Origin of the sequence: Streptomyces tibetensis, from assembly GCF_007655005.1 — a bacterium.
GTDB classification, from domain to species: Bacteria; Actinomycetota; Actinomycetes; order Streptomycetales; family Streptomycetaceae; genus Streptomyces; species Streptomyces tibetensis.
The window spans coordinates 26,616-43,538 of record NZ_SZVW01000013.1; the positions used below are offsets into that span (position 1 = coordinate 26,616).

Below are 16,923 nucleotides of genomic sequence, written 5' to 3' on the forward strand. Positions count from 1 at the left end.
CAAGCCCTTACCGTCGGTAGGCCGCCAACTCGTGTCACCAAGGAGTCGATTGAGGTCAGAATGTGCGCTTCAGCAGGTCCAGCAGCGCCGACCAGTGCCGCTCGTCGCCCTCCTGGTGGTACGCCGCGGTGTCGGCCTGCGTGAATCCGTGCGGCGCGCCCGTGTACACCTCGCACCGGTGGCGCACGCCCGCCGCCGTCAGGGCCTTCTCCAGGCGCTCGATCTGCTCCTCCGGCAGGGAGTGGTCCTGGTCGGCGTGGCCGAAGTACAGCTCGGCGGTGACCTTGCCGGCCACCAGGTGAGGGCTGTCCGGGGTGTCCGTCGCCAGCCGCCCGCCGTGGAAGCCGGCCGCCGCCGCGACCCGCTCCGGGTAGGTGCCCGCGGTGAGCAGCGAGAGGCGGGCACCCATGCAGTAGCCGGTCAGCGCGACCGGGCCGTCGGCCACCGCGGGCGACTCGGCCAGCCAGTGCAGATACGCACCGGCGTCCCGCATCGCCCGCTCGTTCGTCAGGTCCTGCATGACCGGCACGATGCGCTCGAATATCTCCGGACGCGACCCCGGGTCGATGAACTCGGGAAGGTCGAACAGGGGGGCGCGACCGTGCCGGTAGAACACGTTCGGCACCAGCACCGTGTAGCCCTCGGCGGCCAGCCGGTCCGCCATGGACCGCAGCTGCGGACGCAGACCGAAGGCGTCCATGAACAGCAGGACCGCCGGGTGGGCGGCCCCGTCGGCGGGGTGGGCCAGATACGCGTCGGCGGTGCCGTCCTCGGTGGGGATGTCGACGGCGGTTCCCTGTACGGCGGTCATGGCTGGGCTGCCTCTCTGCGGGGGTGGGGGCCTGCAACCCGTCCGCGTGACCGGGCGGATCATGGTCATCGTGACACGCCCGACCCGGGGCAATTCGCCCACCCCCGGCACACGGTTGAACCGTGAACGGCCTTTGGCGCGCGCTTTACTCGAACCGTGAGGGGTCGCCCGCGCCGTGCCGCACGATCTCGGCCTCCCCACCGGAGAAGTCGACGACCGTCGTCGGCTCGGTACCGCAGTCGCCCGAGTCGACCACCCCGTCCAGCACGTGGTCGAGCAGGTCCTTGATCTCCCAGCCCTGCGTCATCGGCTCCTCCTCGCCGGGCAGCAGCAGGGTGCTGGACAGCAGCGGCTCACCGAGTTCGGCGAGCAGGGCCTGGGTGACGACGTGGTCGGGGATGCGCACCCCGACCGTCTTCTTCTTGGGGTGCTGCAGCACGCGCGGCACCTCCTTCGTCGCGGGCAGGATGAACGTGTAGCTGCCGGGCGTCGACGCCTTGATCGCGCGGAACACGTCGTTGTCGATCCGCACGAACTGGCCGAGCTGGGCGAAGTCCTGGCACACGAGGGTGAAGTGGTGCCGGTCGTCCAGCTTGCGGATCGTGCGGATCCGGTCGATGCCGTCACGGCTGCCGATACGGCAGCCCAGTGCGTAGCAGGAGTCCGTGGGGTAGGCGACAAGAGCGTCGGCGCGGATGCTGTCGGCGATCTGGCCGATGGTGCGGGCCTGCGGGTTGTCGGGGTGCACGTCGTAGTACTTCGCCATCCGCCGAGCTTATGCCGCCGGCGCGGGTCGGCGGCGCAGGAGGGGGCCGGGCCCGGGGACACCGGCCCCCGCCGTCCGACGTCCGGGCCGGGCGGATCGCCCTGCGGACGTGAGGTAACGTCCCCGACCGGTGGGCCGGAGGCGGCACGAGGAGCGAGGGGAAGGCCCAGGTGGCTGGCCGAGAGGACGGGAACCGGCAGCGTGCGGCGCAGGCCGGCACGGACCCGGCGTGGGCGGAGGAACTGCTCGAGCATCTGCGTCCGGCCGGGCGCGACGTCCGCAGAGTCGTCGCCTGGCTCGCCGGCACCGTGGGCGCGACCGTGGCCCTCCAGGACGCCGCCGGGAACCTCATCGCCGGAAACCGGCTCCCGCTGGACGAGGGCCTGGTCGCGGACATCACCGCCGGCCGGATCGCCTCCGCGGCCTGGGAGAGCCGGGAGCGCCACCTGCGCCTGGTCAGAGTGGAGCACCCGTCCCACGCGTGCGTGCTGGCCGTCTCCCGGCAGGACCCCTTCGACCGGCGGTCCTCCGGTGTCGTCACGCACACCGCCCAGGTGATCGAGCTGCTGCTGACGGCGAGCGAGTCCACCGCGGCCGGGCAGCGGCTGCGCCGGGCCACCTCCGATCTGCGCCTGGCGATCCTGCAGCTGCTGATGGTCGAGGACACCATCGCCGCCCGCCGCGTCGCCGCCGGACTCTGGCCCGGGCTGCTCGACGCCGAAACGGCGTGCGTGTACGTCGTCGAATCCGCTCCCGACGTGCGCGACCGCGTCGCCGAGGAGTGCCTGGACAGCACCCGGGAGGACGCCCTGGTCGTGCGCTGCCCGGCCATGGACGGGCATGTGATCGTCGTCGGTCCCAGGGAGACCACGGGCGACGCCCTGCGGTCCCTCGTCGGCCGCCACCCGGACCTCTTCCTCGGCGGCAGCGTCCGCCAGAGCCTCGCCCAGACCGCCACCGCCTACGGGCAGGCCGTCAGCGCCCTGGCCGTGGCCCACTTCCGGCCCGACAAGACGGCCGTCTACGCCGAGCGCACCCACCCCGAACGCCTGATGGACCCGGTGGCGCTGCGCGGCTGGACGTCCCGCGTGCTGCGCCCCCTCGACACCCTGCCGCACCACACCCGCGCCGAACTGCTCGCCACCACCCGGCTCGGCCTGGAATTCACCGCCGTCAACGCCGCCAAGGTCCTCGGCGTCAGCCGCAACACCGTCCGCGCCCGCATGGAACGCGTCGAGGCCCTGCTCGGCACCGATTTCGCCGACCTCACGGTCCGGGCCGTCGTCCACCTGGCGCTCAACACCCGGATCGGCCTGCCCGACGCACCGTCCGACGGCGCCGGGGAGCCGGATCTGCGGCTCGCCGACCTGCTGTCCGGCCCCGCCGTACGCACCTGGGGGCAGGACCTGCTGGGGCGGCTCGACGCCGACGCCCGCAATCCGCGCCGGACGCTGCGCACCTGGATCGCCGTCGGCGGCAACGCCGAACGAGCCGCACAGGCCCTGGGTGTGCACGCCCAGACCGTGCGCGAGCACGTCCGCAGCGCCGAACCCGTCCTGGAACGCCAGCTGCTCGCCGCGGGCACCGACCTGTACGAGGTCGTCCTGGCGCACCTGACCGTGGGCGACCTCGACCTGCCGGTCCTGCGAAGCCCGGCCTGAGCCTGTTTGCCTCCGGGGCAACCGGTTGGCCGGATCCTGGCGGGACGAAACCGGGCCATCCGGACTCGGCTGTGCACGGGTGAGCCCCGCTGAGCGTGCAGCGGGCATCGACACGGTTCACAAGGCCTCGGACAGGGACGTAAGTTCAACTCACCGCGGGGGCACGACCGGAACGGGGGACCGGTCGCGCTCCCGCGCGCTGCGCTGTGCGGCGCCACCCTTCCGGGGCGTCAGCCCCGCAGCCGCACCGGGATCTCCTGCCAGCCGAACGCGATGAACGACGGCACCTGCCGCAGGCCGTCGTCGCCGGCGGCCAGGCGCAGATCCGGGAACCGGTCGAACAGCGCCGGCAGCGCGGTGAGGGCTTCCAGCCGGGCGAGCGGCGCCCCGATGCAGCGGTGGACGCCGATCCCGAACGCCAGATGGTCGTCGGCGCCCCGCGTGGCGTCGAAGTGGTCGGCGTCCGGCCCGTAGTGCTCGGGATCGAGCCCCGCGGCGGCGTACGTCGTGATGATGGCGTCACCGGCCGGGATCGTCACATCGCCGACCGCGAGGTCGGTGACGGCGAACCGCAGCGGCAGCGACGCGATCGACGGGTGGGCGCGCAGCGTCTCGTCGACGACGGCGTCCCAGCCGATCTCCCCGGACCGGACGGCCGCCAGCTGCTCGGGACGACGCAGCAGGGCGACCACCGCGTTGCCGATGAGGTTCACGGTGGTCTCGAAACCGGCGCCGATCACCAGCAGCAGCGTGTACAGCAGCTCCTCGTCGCTCAGCCGGTCACCGTCCTCGTCCCGGACCCGGATCAGCTCGGACGTCATGTCGTCCCCGGGGTGCGCGGCCCGGTGGGCTATCAGCGCCGGCAGCACCGTCCCGATCTGCCGCTGCACCGACGCCGCGTGCTCCGGGCTCGGATCGGAGGTGTCCATGATGGCCGCGATGAGCCGGCCGGTGTCCTCCCGCAACTCGTCGGGAACACCCATGAGTTCGCAGATCATCCGCATCGGCAGCGGATGGGCGAACCCTTCCTTGACGTCCACGACCTCGCCGTCGTCGGCCTCCAGTAAGTCCAGCAGCCCCGCCGTGATCGCCTCCACCCGGGGCCGCATCGCCTCGGTCCGCCGGTGCGTGAAGCTGGGCGCGACCAGCTTGCGCAGCCGGGTGTGGTCCGGTCCGTACGTGGAGAGCATGTTCACCACGCCGACCCAGCCCAGGATCCAGGCCCAGGACGGTTTCCCGGCGATCTCGGGCCACAGCCGCCAGTGCAGCCGCGGGTCCTTGCTGACCCGCGGGTCGAGGATGAGCTCCCTCAGCGTGTCGTAGCGCGTCGGCGCCCACGCCGGGATGCCGCCGGGCAGTTCCACGGGCACGATCGGGCCGAGGGCGCGCAGCCGGGCGCTCTCGGCGGCGATGTCGGCGCCTAACGGGTCCAGAGCGATGCGGTCGGTCACGGTCACGGTCGTCCTCCTGGCTGGTCGGGGGAGCGGGGGCTGAAACGGACGGGCAGGGCGGTCAGCGAGCGGTGGAACGGACCGGGCCGCCACGTCAGGCGCTCGCGGGGCAGGACGGGTTCGAGGTCGGGCAGCCACTGGGTGAGCCGTTCGATCGCCTCGGTGGCGATGAGCAGGGTGTGCTGCTTGACCGGGCAGGCGTGCGGGCCCGCCGACCAGGACAGGTGAGAGGCGTCCGACGGGTGGCGCTCCGCGCCGCGCTCCTGCTCGGCGGCCTGGGCGAGCGCGCCGTAGGAGATCACCACCGGCACCGCGGCCCTGATCCACACGCCGTGCAGGGCGACCGGTGTACGGGCGTAGTGGATCCCGTAGTTGGCGAGCGGCGTCTCGTGGTGCAGGACCTCCAGCACCGCGTCCGTCACCGGGCGGGCGCCGCTGGTCAGCGTCGAGTAGTAGGCCGGGTTGCCGAGGATCCTGGACAGCGCGTTGGACACCAGGTTGGCCGTGGGCTCGTGCCCCGCGCCGAGGGTGAGGAACACCTGCCAGGTGACCTCCTCGGGGGTCAGGCCCGCCGGGTGGTCCAGCAGCCAGCTCGGCAGATCGTCGCCCCGCCGCTCGGTCTTGGCCGCGATCAGCTCCAGCACGTACCCGCCGAACTCGGCTTCGCCCTCGGCCGCCTGGGCGCCGCCCTCGATCAGTTTGCCCAGGGCGGTGTCCAGCCGGTCGCTCGCGCTGTCGGGCAGCCCGAACAGGCTGTTGAACACCAGCGCCATCAGCGGCCGGGTGAACTCGCCGACCAGGTCGGCCTCGCCGCGCGGCCCGATCCGGCTCACCAGCAGGTGCACCGCGCGGTGCACCCGGGCCCGCAGATCGTGCGGCTCCACCAGATCGAAGGCGTCGATCAGCGAGGTGCGGTAGCGCAGGTGGGCGCCGCCGTCGGCGAACAGGGTGTTGGGGCGCCAGCGCATCATGCCGAGCACCGGCGAGTCGTCGGGAACGGTCGCCTCCCACGGCCGGGGATCGTGCGAGAACGTCTCCGTGTCGTGCAGCAGATCAAGCGCCGCCCGCCGGTCGGTGACGACGTACGCCGGGACGCCGGGCGCGAGTTCCGCCCAGCCGACCGGGCCGTGGGCGCGCAGGGCGGCGTAGTAGGGGTGGGGATCGCGGGCGAAGCCGTCCTCCCAGAGGCGGACGGGCGCCGCGAGGGAGAAGGTTTGCTCGGCGGGGGAGGGGTGGGTCACCGGGGCTCCGGGGGGTGGTGGTCGATCAGGTGCTGTACCAGCGCGAGCAGGGCGTCGACCGAGGAGTCCGTCTCCCGCGCGTCGCACGTGACCATGGGAGTCGTGGGCTCCAGGTCCAGGGCGGCGCGCAGCTGCTCGGGCGTGTGGTGGCGGGGCGCGTCCGGGAAGGTGTTGAGGGCGACCGCGTAGGGCAGCCCCGACTCCTCCACGAGCCCCAGCACGTCGAACGAGGCGTCGATCCGGCGGGCGTCGACCAGCACGAGCGCGCCGAGCGCCCCGTAGGCGACGTCGTCCCACAGGGCCCGGAAGCGTTCCTGGCCGGGCGTGCCGAACAGGTACAGCACGACGCCGCCCGGCAGGCTGATCCGGCCGAAGTCGATGGCGACCGTGGTGGTGGACTTGTCCCGGACCCCGGCGAGGTCGTCGACCTGTGCGGACGCCTCCGAGAGCTGCTCCTCCGTGTGCAGCGGCCGGATCTCGGAGACGGAGCGGATCAGGGTCGTCTTGCCCACCCCGAACGGCCCCGTGACGAGGATCTTCACCAGGTCCTGGGCGGTGTCGGGCAGGTGGATGCCCGCACCCCCCGGCTCGGCGTCAACGGTGCTTGAGGTCGCGGAGGCCATCGGCCACTCTCTTCAGCAGGTCGGGGTCGAAGCGCCGGGCGGGCGGGATCGGCGCACGGGCCAGGACCAGGTCACGGTCGAGGAGGTCGGCGGCCAGTACCAGCACCGCGGAGACCGGCAGCCGCAGCAGGGCCGCGGCCTCCACCACCGTCAGCGAGCCGTGCTCCAGCTCCTCCAGCAGGGCCGCCTGGGCGGCGGGCAGGTCCGCTGGGGCCTGCTCACCGCTGCCGGTGAGGACCGACAGCCGCTCCAGATGCGCACGACTGGGCCGCGCCACACCGCCGGTTGACAGGTACGCGGGAACCAGGGGACGGCCGCCTCGGCGGCCGGTCATGCCGACGTGCCGCCGTCGGCACCTCGGGGCCCGGCGGCCATCGCCTTCTCGCCCAGCCGCGCGACCTGCGAATGCACCCGGTGGGCGAGCAGGTCCAGCCGCACCTCGGGATCGCCGTACGCGGCGACGCAGGTGCCGTGGTCCGTCGGCACGATCAGCACATAGCCGTGGTCCGACTCGATGACGACCTGCCGGATCTCCGCCCGGTCGGTGTCGGCGAACGCCGCCGCCGCGGTACGGCAGGCGCCCTGCACGGTGCTGGTGATGGCCGCGACCCGCTCGGCCGACGGCCGCGACAGCGCGTCGGTATAGCCGGTGACGAGTCCGTCCCGGGTGAGCAGGGCGGCGGCCACGACGTGCGGCACCTCCAGGACCGGTTCGAGCACCCATGCCGTGTCCCCCGCTGCGCGGCTGGTCATCGAGCCGTTCCCCCTTCGTTTTCGCTGCTGTCGGTGTCCTCGGATGCCGTGTCGGCCGTGGTCGCGGCCGGGGCACCCTCACATACGGCTGGAACTGCGCCTGTGTTCGACCGCGCGGCGGTACGCGCTGCCGCGGTGCCGGACTGGAGGGCGCCGAGGGCGGCGGCGGACTCCTCGGGACGGCGGGAACGGGGAGATGCCGCGGGTTCGGCCGCGGCGGGGCCGCCCGAGGTCGTGGCGCGACCCCGGCGACGCCGCTGGGGGAGGCCGCCGCTTTCCCGCGGGCCGTGGTGGCCGGGGACCGGGGCGTCGTCGCCGCCCAGGTGCTCCGTGCCGTAGCCGTGATCGTCGCCTGCGTCGCCTGCGTTGCCGGTGCCTGCGTCGCCCGTGTCTGTGTCTGTGCCTGCGCCGGTGGGGAGCGGTTGGGCCTGCCCGCCGGGGCGGAGCGTGTGGTGCGGGCCGGAGGGGGCCGGGACCGCACCGTGGGACGCGCCGGAACCGCTCTCCGGTTCCCGCACGGCCTCCCGCCGGGTCGAACGGGGCGCACTGGCCGCCGGGGGCTGCTCCTGCGGGTCGATGCGTGTCAGCAGATGGCTGTCGACCCGCAGCACCGCCCGCACCCCGCCGTACGGCGACGGGGAGGACAGGTCCACGCTCAGATCGAACTGCCGGGTCAGCTGGCCGACGGCCGCGAGCCCCATGCGCGGCGGATCCCCGAGCTCGGTCAGCAGGATCGGATCCGAACCGGCGACCATCCGCTGGGCCCGGGCCCGCTCGTCCTGCGTCATGCCCAGACCGGCGTCGTCCACGGTGACGCAGACCCCGTGGTGGACCGCCTCGAGATTGACCACCACGTCCGTGTCGGGCGCGGAATGCCGCAGCGCGTTGTCGAGGAGCTCGGCGACGATGATGGCGACCGGCTCGACGGCGTGGGACACCAGGGCCGTTCCGGCCGCGAGGTGGTTGTTGATCCGGACGCGGCGGTACCCCGCGAGCCGGGCCTGACCGCCCGTCACCGCGTCCACGAGATGGGACTCCTCGCGGGCGAGTCCCACCCACGCCCCGCACACCACCGCGGCGATCTGCGCGCGCCGCAGCGACTGCTCGTTCTCGTGGTCCAGTTCGAACAGGGTCTGCGTCAGCTCGGGGTCGTCGTAGCGCTGTTGCAGTCCCCGCAGAGCGTCCTGCAGCCGGTACAGAGCCGCCTGGATCTCCCGGGTGGCCCCCCGCATCCCGGCCTGTGCCGCCGCGTCGATCCGGGTGCGCTGCGCGGCCAGTTCGGCGTGCAGCCCCTTGAGCACCTGCTCCAGGGCGCTCCCCAGGGGCGAGCCGGCCAGCTGCGGGTTCAGTGGCCCGGGCTCGCTGACGTGGGAGTGTGCGGCCTGCCGGGCCGCGGCGGGCACCCGTCGTGCCGCCAGATGCTCGACCTCGGAGGTGAACGCCCGTGTCGTGCCGTCGAGTTGGGCCCGCAGCGCGGCCGTCTTCGCACGTTGCGCGGCCAGGTGCCGCCGTGAGCGCAGCAGCCCGCCGCCGAGGGCGAACGCGGACAGTGTGCCGAGAGCGAGGGCGCCGACGGCCAGGTCCGGTACTTCGATCATCGAGTCGATTCCAGGAGGGAGTCGGGCAGGGCTGGGTCCGAGGTGCTCAGGCGAGCCACCCGCAGCACAGTACACACCGTCATCGACCGGTCTCGCACGGTGGAGCGCCACTTAGTTCCGAAAGTGATCGCTTTCTGTGGGCTTCCGGAGTGACTGCCTGAAGTTTCGTGCGGGGGTGGGGAGTTGATGGTGTGTGCGGGTCTGCCCCTCCGATCCGGCCGCCACGCGGCCGCCGTAGCGGGCCGCGGCCATCGGACCCCGACCGGCCCGACGTTCGGGGCGCCGCCGTAGGCATGAACTCACAACCGCCCCACAACTCCGATGTGCTCAACAAGTGGTCACTGCCGTCACCGTCATTTGAATTGACGTCAGTATCGACGGTTGCAGAACTGTGAAATTTCTTGCTGTATTGGATCTTTTGCCACTGGGAGAATTCCCCTTCGGTTGCCTCGTTCGAGGAGCCTCAGTGCAACGGAACAGCAGGGGGAAACGTGGCAGGAGTGGCCGGTCACGGCGGATGGGAAGTCGAACGGGGGGACGATTCTTGGACCGTTCCCGGGTATGTCGACCTGAAGAATCTGGGTAAGGGTGGGAACGGTCGGGTGGTGATCGCCCGCCATGCCGCGACCAGCCGGAACGTCGCGATCAAATACCTCAATAAGGAACTGTGTTCGAGGGAGGAATTTCGCACTGCCTTGCGGGAAGAAGCCCGGCTTCTCGGTGGCCTGACATCGCCTCATGTGACGCGACTGTACGAGTACGTGGAAGCCGACCAGGGCGCGGCCATCGTCATGGAACTGGTTTACGGTGCCGCACTCCGCGCGCTGCTGAAGAAAGAGGGGCCCACGCACCCCGAGGCCGCACTCGTCGTGCTGAAAGGGTCCCTGCGCGGACTGGCCGCCGCACACGGAGTCGGCGTCGTGCACCGCGACTTCAAGCCGGAGAACGTACTGGTCAACTGGGACGGCCAGACCAAGCTGGTGGACTTCGGGATTTCGGCGCGCACCGGCGACCGCCACAACCTGTGCGGAACCTGGGCGTACATGCCCCCGGAGCAGTGGAAGCTGAGGGCGGCCACCCCCGCCGGCGATGTGTACGCGGCGACGGCCACCCTCTACGAGTGCCTGACCGGTGTGCGCCCGTTCGAAGGTCCGGAACCCCTCGACTTCCTGCGTCAGCACGTCGAGGAGCCGGTGCCGACGGACCGGTTGCCGGTGGAGGTACGCGGGCTGGTCCTGCACGGTATGGCCAAGGACCCGGCACTCCGTCCCGCCGGCGCTCTCGATTTCCTGCGGGAGCTGGAGTGGGTGGCCGAGAACGCGTACGGAGCCGACTGGGAGGAACGCGGCCAGAGCCGGCTGGCCGCGGTGGCGGCGGCCCTCGTGCCGCCGGCGATCTCACGCCTGGACGCTCGACTGGTGGGCTCCTCGGCCGAACTGGCCCGCACCGTTGTGACCGCACGGCGCCGCAAGCAACTGCGCAGGCGGGGTGATGTGCTCACCGGTGCGGCCGCCGTGGCGGTGGCGGCGCTGCTGAGCATGATGCCCAACGGCTGGGCGGGCGGGGCCGAAGCACCCGCCGGTGCGCACACAGAGGCCGTCACCAGGGTCGACGCCCGGAAGAAGGACACCGGCTCGTCGAACGAAACGCGGGGCAGCGAGCGTGACCGCACGCTCGAGGCGGCCGACGATTCCGACGGGGCGGGCACAGCGCCGGCCGACGGTGGTACCCGGGCGGACTCGGGCTCCGGCGGTGAGGCCGGGAACAGCGGCACGGGCCCCCGGAACCGGGCGGGTGATGCCGGCTCCGAGACGGAGAAGAGCGGTGGGCCCGGCGACACCGGAACCAACGCCGACGGGGGCACCGGCGTGGAGAGCGACACCGACCGCGGTCACACCGACCGTGGAGAAACGAACCCTTACGACGACGAGAGCCCCGGCGAACTGCCCGACGAGACGCGCGACAGGGTGCCCGACGAGGGCCAGGACCCCAGCACAGGAGTCACAGGCGAGCCCGGGCCCGGGCAGGGCGGCTCCGGTCCCGGAGGGAACACCACCCCGCGCCCGGGGCACGGCCACGCCGACCCGGGTACCGGCGGCGGTGAATCCGGGGTGGCGGGTGGCCCCGGGTCCGACAAGGTCACGGCGCCGGTCGGTGACGGCAACACCGGCACCGGCCCCAGTACCGGCACCGGCCCCAGTACCGGCACCGGCCCCAGTACCGGCACCGGCCCCAGTACCGGCACCGGCCCCAGTACCGGCACCGGCCCCAGTACCGGCACCGGCCCCAGTACCGGCACCGGCCCCAGTACCGGCACCGGCCCCAGTACCGGCACCGGCCCCAGTACCGGCACCGGCCCCAGTACCGGCACCGGCCCCAGTACCGGCACCGGCCCCAGTACCGGCACCGGCCCCAGTACCGGCACCGGCCCCAGTACCGGCACCGGCCCCAGTACCGGCACCGGCCCCAGTACCGGCACCGGCCCCAGTACCGGCACCGGCCCCAGTACCGGCACCGGCCCCAGTACCGGCACCGGCCCCAGTACCGGCACCGGCCCCAGTACCGGCACCGGCCCCAGTACCGGCACCGGCCCCAGTACCGGCACCGGCCCCAGTACCGGCACCGGCCCCAGTACCGGCACCGGCCCCAGTACCGGCACCGGCCCCAGTACCGGCACCGGCCCCAGTACCGGCACCGGCCCCAGTACCGGCACCGGCCCCAGTACCGGCACCGGCCCCAGTACCGGCACCGGCCCCAGTACCGGCACCGGCCCCAGTACCGGCACCGGCCCCAGTACCGGCACCGGCCCCAGTACCGGCACCGGCCCCAGTACCGGCACCGGCCCCAGTACCGGCACCGGCCCCAGTACCGGCACCGGCCCCAGTACCGGCACCGGCCCCAGTACCGGCACCGGCCCCAGTACCGGCACCGGCCCCAGTACCGGCACCGGTCCGTCCGGCAACCCGGCCTCGGGCTCCGGCACGCCGTCCCTCAACGCCACCAGCCAGAGCAGCACCGACTCCGGCGCCTCTGCCGGCGGCAGCGGCACCGGCTCGGGTTCGGCAGGGACACCGGCGGTGACTCCGCGGCAGGGGGCTCCGGTGGCCGTGGAGGGTGAGCCCGGCTGATGCCGGTCCAGCCGAGTGTCTGAGAGCGAGCCGAACGGAGGGCGAGGATGACGGACCGCGGCGAGCGCCCGGTCGTGCCGTGGGAGTCACGGGAGCCGGACCTGCAGCCGACCTTGCAGGATCCGGATGTGCAACCGACCATCAGGGACGTCGTCGACGCCACCTACGTTCCGACCGCCCTCGACGCCCACTGGACGAGTACCGAGCCCGAGCCCGCGCCCGAGTCCGAAGTCCTGCACTTCGGACCCGGCGTCCCGCCCCTGGGGCTGACGGACACCGCCGTCGACGTCTGGGACAGCACGGGGAAGCGCGTGAGCCGGAAAACGCCCCGCCGCCGACCTCAAGGGTTGCGCAGATACGGCCTGGCGGCGGCCGTCCTGCTGATCGTGCTGGCCTGGTCGCTCTGGCAACGGCAGACGGGGGACCTGCGGATCACCCAGGTGACGGCGCAGGCGAGCAGCGTCCTCGGATGCGACGGAACGGCCGAGGTGGTCGCGGTGGTGCACACCAACGGATCGGCCGGCGCGTTCACCTACGAGTGGAACCGCAGTGACGGCACCTCCTCGGGGCCGCGCGAGGGGCGGTTGGGCAAGGGGCAGGAGGAGACGCGTCTGCGCCTGCTGTGGACCTTCTACGGCAAGGGCACCAACCAGGCGACGGCGTGGCTGGTCATCAAGTCCCCCAGCCGGCACACGGCGTCCGCGTCCTTCGCCTACACCTGCCGTTGATCCGGCCCGGTCGGCGGTGGCCGGGCAAGGGGCTGCTGCGCGCACGCCTCGACGGAGGCTGGGACTCACCGGCCCTCAAGAGCCCGGACCCCGCGCGGGTCCGGGTCCTTCTGCGTGTCGGAGCCGGAAGACCTCGCTGACCCGTTCAACCAGTTCGTCCTCAGTGATCGTGCCGTCCACCGTGAGGGAGGGCAGCCCCAGGCGGGTGGTCTCCTCGCGCAGTCTCTCGGTGAACAGGGCGTCCCGCACGGCGAGGTTGTCCTCCGCCCGCCCGGGATCACCGGTCCGCTGCGTGAACCTTCCCCCGGGGGAGGCGCGGCTCGTGAACGCGACCTGGCGGAAGTCAGGTGTGGGCAGCAGCCAGACCGCGTGTCCGGGCTCGGTGAGCAGCGGCTTCACAAGGTGCGGCAGCAGCCGGAACCCCTCGACGACCACAGGCGTGTCCCGGGGCGCTCCCGCGAGATCCTCGACGATCAGGCCGAAAGCCTCGCCCCGGAACCAGTGGAACGTCTCCAGCATGGTCTCGGGGGACCGGTCGACCCACCGCTCGTCCAGGTCCATGGCCATGAACGCGTGCAGGAAGGGCGCCTCCTCGGCGGTGGTCCGGCGCGCGTGATCCGCCATCGCGTCGTCCGTCACGTAGCGGCGCCAGCCGTACCGGTCGGCGAGACGGCGGGCGATCGTGGACTTGCCCGCGCCGCTGCCGCCCCCGATCCAGTAGACGTTCCGCATCCCTCTCCTCTCCCGCGGCCCCGCTGTCAGTGCCGGATGCCGACAGCCACCATCCCACCCCCCCTTGTCCGGTGGCCGTCGCCCGAGCCGCCGAAGGCGCCGGACGAGGCCCATGGCACGTGAGTGACCGCGCCGCCCGGGTACCCGGCCCGTCCCGCCAGGACCGGCCGGGCGGACCCTCGCGGCTCCGCCCCGGCCGGCCGCCGGCCACGAGCCGAAGGAGCCCACGCATATGACGGACGTTTCCGGCACCGGTCCCGCACCGGGCGACGACCGCGAGGTACTCACCGACCGCCAGGGCCATCCGGTCTACGACAACCAGAACCAGCGCACCGTCGGCGCCCGGGGCCCCGCGACGCTGGAGAACTACCAGTTCCTGGAGAAGATCAGCCACTTCGACCGGGAACGCATCCCCGAACGCGTCGTGCACGCCCGCGGCGTCACCGCCTACGGCCACTTCGAGGCCTACGGCACCTGGGGCGACGAGCCGGTCAGCCGCTACACCCGGGCCAAGCTGTTCCAGGAGCGCGGCAAGCGCACGGACGTGGCCGTCCGCTTCTCCACGGTGATCGGAGGCCGCGACTCCTCCGAGGCCGCCCGCGACCCGCGGGGTTTCGCCGTCAAGTTCTACACCGAGGACGGCAACTGGGACCTGGTCGGCAACAACCTGGGCGTCTTCTTCATCCGCGACGCCATCAAGTTCCCGGACGTCATCCACGCCCTCAAGCCCGACCCGGTGACCTTCGAGCAGCAGCCCGGCCGCATCTTCGACTTCATGTCGCAGACGCCCGAGGCCATGCACATGCTGGTCAACCTGTTCAGCCCGCGCGGCATCCCCGCCGACTACCGCCACATGCAGGGCTTCGGCGTCAACACCTACAAGTGGGTCAACGCCGACGGCGACACCAAGCTCGTCAAGTACCACTGGATGCCCAAGCAGGGCGTGCGCAGCATGACCGAGGAGGACGCCGCCAACGTCCAGGCCGACACGCTCGGTCACGCCACCAAAGACCTGTACGAGGCCGTGGCCCGCGGAGACCACCCGGAGTGGGAGCTGCTCGTCCAGATGATGGACGACCACGACCACCCCGAGCTCGACTTCGACCCCCTGGACGACACCAAGACCTGGCCCGAGCAGGACTTCCCGCCCAAGCCGGTGGGCCGGATGGTGCTGGACCGCATGCCCAAAGACTTCTTCGCCGAGAACGAGCAGATCTCCTTCGGCACCGGCGTCCTCGTCGACGGCCTGGACTTCTCCGACGACAAGATGCTCATCGGCCGGACCTTCTCCTACAGCGACACCCAGCGCTACCGGGTCGGCCCGAACTACCTGCAGCTTCCCGTCAACCGGGCCAAGAACGCGGAGGTGCGCACCAACCAGCGTGACGGCCAGATGGCGTACTACGTCGACGGGGCGGGCGAGAACCCTCAGGTCAACTACGAACCCTCGATCACCGGTGGCCTGCGCGAGGCCCGCTACCCGGCGCACGACGAGCAGGGGCCCGAGATCCAGGGCCGGCTCACCCGCAAGCGCATCCCCCGCACCAACGACTACCTCCAGGCCGGTCAGCGCTATCTGCTGCTGGAGGACTGGGAACGCGACGACCTGGTGAAGAACTTCATCGGTCAACTGTCCCAGTGCGACCGGGCGATCCAGGAACGCATGGTCTGGCACTTCCTGCTGGTCGAGAACGACCTCGGCCTGCGGGTCGGCGAAGGCCTGGGCATCGGCCCAAAGGACGTGGCGGGACTGCAGCCGCTGGCGAGTCAGGACCTCACGGACGAGGACCGCGAACGCCTGGCCGACCTCGGCAACAACAAGCCACGCGACGTCGAGGGCCTCACCATGACCCACTGCGTCCCCGACGAACGGCACGTCGTGACCCGCTGACGAGGATCACCCCTCCAGGGCCGTACGGGCCGCGGTCAGGGCCTGTTCCGCGTAGCCCCGGCCGAACAGCACGGCGTGCACCAGCAGCGGAAACAGCTGGTGCACGCCGACCCGTCGGGCCCAGCCGTCCGCGAGCGGAGCGACCTCCTGGTAGCCGCCCAGCACCCGCTCCAGATGGGGGCAGCCGAACAGCCGCAGCATCGCCAGGTCCGTCTCCCGGTGCCCGCCGTGCGCGGCCGGGTCGATCAGCCGGACCTGCCCGTCGGCCGCCCACAGCACGTTGCCGCTCCACAGGTCGCCGTGCAGCCGCGCGGGCGGCTCGGCGGGCCCGGCCAGCTCCGGCAGCCGCTCGCACAGCCGCTCGACGACGGCCGCCTCTCGGGACGAGAGCGTGCCCTGGTCGACCGCCCGTCGCAGATACGGCAGCACGCGCTGCCCGGCGTACCAGCGCGGCCAGTCGCCACCGGGCTCGTTGCGCATCGGCGCGAGCCCGATGTACGCGTCCACCGGGCCGTCCGGCGGCGCCGCGCCGAACGCGGGTGCCCCGGCGGCGTGCAGCGCGGCGAGGTCCCGCCCGAACCGCACCGCAGCCGCAGGATCCGGCCGCCGCTGCGGCACCAGGTCGATGACCAGCCAGCCGTCCTCGTGCCCGTGCACCACCGGCACCCGTACGCTCCCGGCAGCGGCCAGCCACCGCAGCCCCGCCGCCTCGGCCCGGGCCGCCCCCGGCGCGTCGGACCGCTTGACGACCACGACCCGCCCGTCGTCGAGAGCGATTTCGGCGAGGCCGCCCGACAGCTGCCTCTCCTCGCTGACCGCCCGTCCGGTGAGCCGGGCCACCACATCCGAACGGACGGTCATACGCGCTCCTTCTCAGCTCTCGGAACCACAGTCCACGTCAAGCAACTGAATCGGCCGCGTCGCGTCGAGATCGACGTACGCGGTGAAGTCCGCCTTGCCTGACCCACCGTTCCAGTAGGTGCTGACGGTCGCCCAGCCGACCCGCGCGGACTGGGCCGTGGTGACCGGGCCGATGTCGATCGACGCCGGGACGTTCTGCGCGCACAGCAGCACGTCGAACTCCGGGTTGTCGGCGACCTTCTCCTTGAGCTGCGGCGAGATGCCGTACGTGCGGGCGAAGTCGCCCGGCCCGTGCTCCCCGTAGAAGTCCTCCAGGAACGTGTGGATCTCCTGCGCGGTGTAGCGGTCGTCGGCCTCCGTGGCCGACGCGGCGGCGGCCGGGACCGCTGCGGCCGCGATGCCGAGGGCGGCGACGCAGCCGACGGCGAAAACGCTCCAGCGGTTCGGGCGCGAGGCGGTGCGGAACATTCTGGATACCCCCGTTGTGGTCACTTCTCCGTGTTCCCGGGCCGCTCGCCCGGGAAGCCGATCGCAGGAGTAGACCTGTCGTATCCGGCGGCCGTTGTACCGCACTTGACCGCTGTTTCGATTCCGGGACATTCGCCACGCGCCGGTCACGCGGGACGGTGAAATCCCGCCGCCGGGCGACAGAACCGGCCACCTCCGGGGGAGCAGTCGG

General features: G+C 72.4%; 15 protein-coding genes. 4 read left to right on the forward strand and 11 right to left on the reverse strand.

The window, feature by feature from the left end; translation table 11 throughout:
* Positions 1–55: 55 nt before the first annotated feature.
* Positions 56–811 carry a dienelactone hydrolase family protein gene (locus FDO69_RS22240; protein ID WP_104781616.1) on the reverse strand — a complete coding sequence of 252 codons (756 nt, stop codon included), beginning with the start codon at positions 809–811 and terminating at the stop codon, positions 56–58.
* Between the two features lie 145 nt (positions 812–956).
* Positions 957–1,577: an L-threonylcarbamoyladenylate synthase gene (locus tag FDO69_RS22245; RefSeq protein WP_053672481.1), complete on the reverse strand. Its 621-nt coding sequence runs from the start codon at positions 1,575–1,577 to the stop codon at positions 957–959.
* Between the two features lie 170 nt (positions 1,578–1,747).
* Between FDO69_RS22245 and FDO69_RS22250 the strand changes: the two genes are divergently transcribed.
* The gene (locus FDO69_RS22250; RefSeq protein WP_104781617.1) at positions 1,748–3,238 is read left to right on the forward strand and encodes a PucR family transcriptional regulator; all 1,491 of its coding nucleotides are present in this window, start codon (positions 1,748–1,750) and stop codon (positions 3,236–3,238) included.
* 230 nt (positions 3,239–3,468) lie between these two features.
* Here the strand turns inward: FDO69_RS22250 and FDO69_RS22255 are convergent, their stop codons facing one another.
* Genes FDO69_RS22255 through FDO69_RS22280 form a run of 6 tightly spaced genes read right to left on the reverse strand, consistent with a single transcriptional unit; the run spans position 3,469 to position 8,904 of the window.
* Positions 3,469–4,695 (reverse strand): cytochrome P450 family protein, encoded by a 1,227-nt coding sequence (locus FDO69_RS22255; RefSeq protein WP_104781618.1) that lies wholly within the window; start codon positions 4,693–4,695, stop codon positions 3,469–3,471.
* Positions 4,692–5,930 carry a cytochrome P450 family protein gene (locus FDO69_RS22260; protein WP_104781619.1) on the reverse strand — a complete coding sequence of 413 codons (1,239 nt, stop codon included), beginning with the start codon at positions 5,928–5,930 and terminating at the stop codon, positions 4,692–4,694. Before FDO69_RS22260 ends, FDO69_RS22255 begins: the two co-directional genes overlap by 4 nt.
* On the reverse strand, positions 5,927–6,553 hold the full coding sequence (locus FDO69_RS22265) for a GTP-binding protein (RefSeq protein ID WP_104781620.1): 627 nt from the start codon (positions 6,551–6,553) through the stop codon (positions 5,927–5,929). The genes FDO69_RS22260 and FDO69_RS22265 overlap by 4 nt, the downstream gene beginning before the upstream one ends.
* Positions 6,525–6,887 (reverse strand): DUF742 domain-containing protein, encoded by a 363-nt coding sequence (locus FDO69_RS22270; protein WP_104781621.1) that lies wholly within the window; start codon positions 6,885–6,887, stop codon positions 6,525–6,527. The genes FDO69_RS22265 and FDO69_RS22270 overlap by 29 nt, the downstream gene beginning before the upstream one ends.
* A complete protein-coding gene (locus tag FDO69_RS22275) occupies positions 6,884–7,306 on the reverse strand; it encodes a roadblock/LC7 domain-containing protein (protein WP_104781622.1) in 423 nt (140 codons plus the stop codon). The genes FDO69_RS22270 and FDO69_RS22275 overlap by 4 nt, the downstream gene beginning before the upstream one ends.
* Complete coding sequence (locus tag FDO69_RS22280; protein WP_104781623.1) at positions 7,303–8,904, reverse strand: ATP-binding protein; 1,602 nt, start codon at positions 8,902–8,904, stop codon at positions 7,303–7,305. The genes FDO69_RS22275 and FDO69_RS22280 overlap by 4 nt, the downstream gene beginning before the upstream one ends.
* A 605-nt stretch (positions 8,905–9,509) precedes the next feature.
* Between FDO69_RS22280 and FDO69_RS42135 the strand changes: the two genes are divergently transcribed.
* Positions 9,510–12,032, forward strand: a complete 2,523-nt coding sequence (locus tag FDO69_RS42135) for a serine/threonine-protein kinase (protein WP_234388032.1) — start codon at positions 9,510–9,512, stop codon at positions 12,030–12,032.
* A gap of 47 nt (positions 12,033–12,079) precedes the next feature.
* Complete coding sequence (locus FDO69_RS22295; protein ID WP_104781624.1) at positions 12,080–12,760, forward strand: hypothetical protein; 681 nt, start codon at positions 12,080–12,082, stop codon at positions 12,758–12,760.
* A 75-nt stretch (positions 12,761–12,835) separates the two neighbouring features.
* Here the strand turns inward: FDO69_RS22295 and FDO69_RS22300 are convergent, their stop codons facing one another.
* A complete protein-coding gene (locus tag FDO69_RS22300; RefSeq protein WP_104781625.1) occupies positions 12,836–13,492 on the reverse strand; it encodes a hypothetical protein in 657 nt (218 codons plus the stop codon).
* 232 nt (positions 13,493–13,724) lie between these two features.
* On the opposite strand from FDO69_RS22300, the gene FDO69_RS22305 reads away from it, so the two are divergent.
* The gene (locus tag FDO69_RS22305) at positions 13,725–15,383 is read left to right on the forward strand and encodes a catalase (protein WP_104781626.1); all 1,659 of its coding nucleotides are present in this window, start codon (positions 13,725–13,727) and stop codon (positions 15,381–15,383) included.
* 6 nt (positions 15,384–15,389) lie between these two features.
* Here FDO69_RS22305 and FDO69_RS22310 read toward each other — a convergent pair whose 3' ends face one another.
* Positions 15,390–16,244, reverse strand: a complete 855-nt coding sequence (locus FDO69_RS22310; RefSeq protein ID WP_170320924.1) for a fructosamine kinase family protein — start codon at positions 16,242–16,244, stop codon at positions 15,390–15,392.
* A gap of 12 nt (positions 16,245–16,256) precedes the next feature.
* A complete protein-coding gene (locus FDO69_RS22315; protein ID WP_104781627.1) occupies positions 16,257–16,712 on the reverse strand; it encodes a hypothetical protein in 456 nt (151 codons plus the stop codon).
* Positions 16,713–16,923 lie beyond the last annotated feature (211 nt).

Bases quoted from the DNA above. Each gene is read 5' to 3' on its own strand.
- FDO69_RS22240 (WP_104781616.1), bottom strand. From the start codon at position 811: ATGACCGCCGTACAGGGAACCGCCGTCGACATCCCCACCGAGGACGGC.
- FDO69_RS22245 (WP_053672481.1), bottom strand. From the start codon at position 1,577: ATGGCGAAGTACTACGACGTGCACCCCGACAACCCGCAGGCCCGCACC.
- FDO69_RS22265 (WP_104781620.1), bottom strand. From the start codon at position 6,553: ATGGCCTCCGCGACCTCAAGCACCGTTGACGCCGAGCCGGGGGGTGCG.
- FDO69_RS22270 (WP_104781621.1), bottom strand. From the start codon at position 6,887: ATGACCGGCCGCCGAGGCGGCCGTCCCCTGGTTCCCGCGTACCTGTCA.
- FDO69_RS22275 (WP_104781622.1), bottom strand. From the start codon at position 7,306: ATGACCAGCCGCGCAGCGGGGGACACGGCATGGGTGCTCGAACCGGTC.
- FDO69_RS22280 (WP_104781623.1), bottom strand. From the start codon at position 8,904: ATGATCGAAGTACCGGACCTGGCCGTCGGCGCCCTCGCTCTCGGCACA.
- FDO69_RS22295 (WP_104781624.1), top strand. From the start codon at position 12,080: ATGACGGACCGCGGCGAGCGCCCGGTCGTGCCGTGGGAGTCACGGGAG.
- FDO69_RS22300 (WP_104781625.1), bottom strand. From the start codon at position 13,492: ATGCGGAACGTCTACTGGATCGGGGGCGGCAGCGGCGCGGGCAAGTCC.
- FDO69_RS22305 (WP_104781626.1), top strand. From the start codon at position 13,725: ATGACGGACGTTTCCGGCACCGGTCCCGCACCGGGCGACGACCGCGAG.
- FDO69_RS22310 (WP_170320924.1), bottom strand. From the start codon at position 16,244: ATGACCGTCCGTTCGGATGTGGTGGCCCGGCTCACCGGACGGGCGGTC.
- FDO69_RS22315 (WP_104781627.1), bottom strand. From the start codon at position 16,712: ATGTTCCGCACCGCCTCGCGCCCGAACCGCTGGAGCGTTTTCGCCGTC.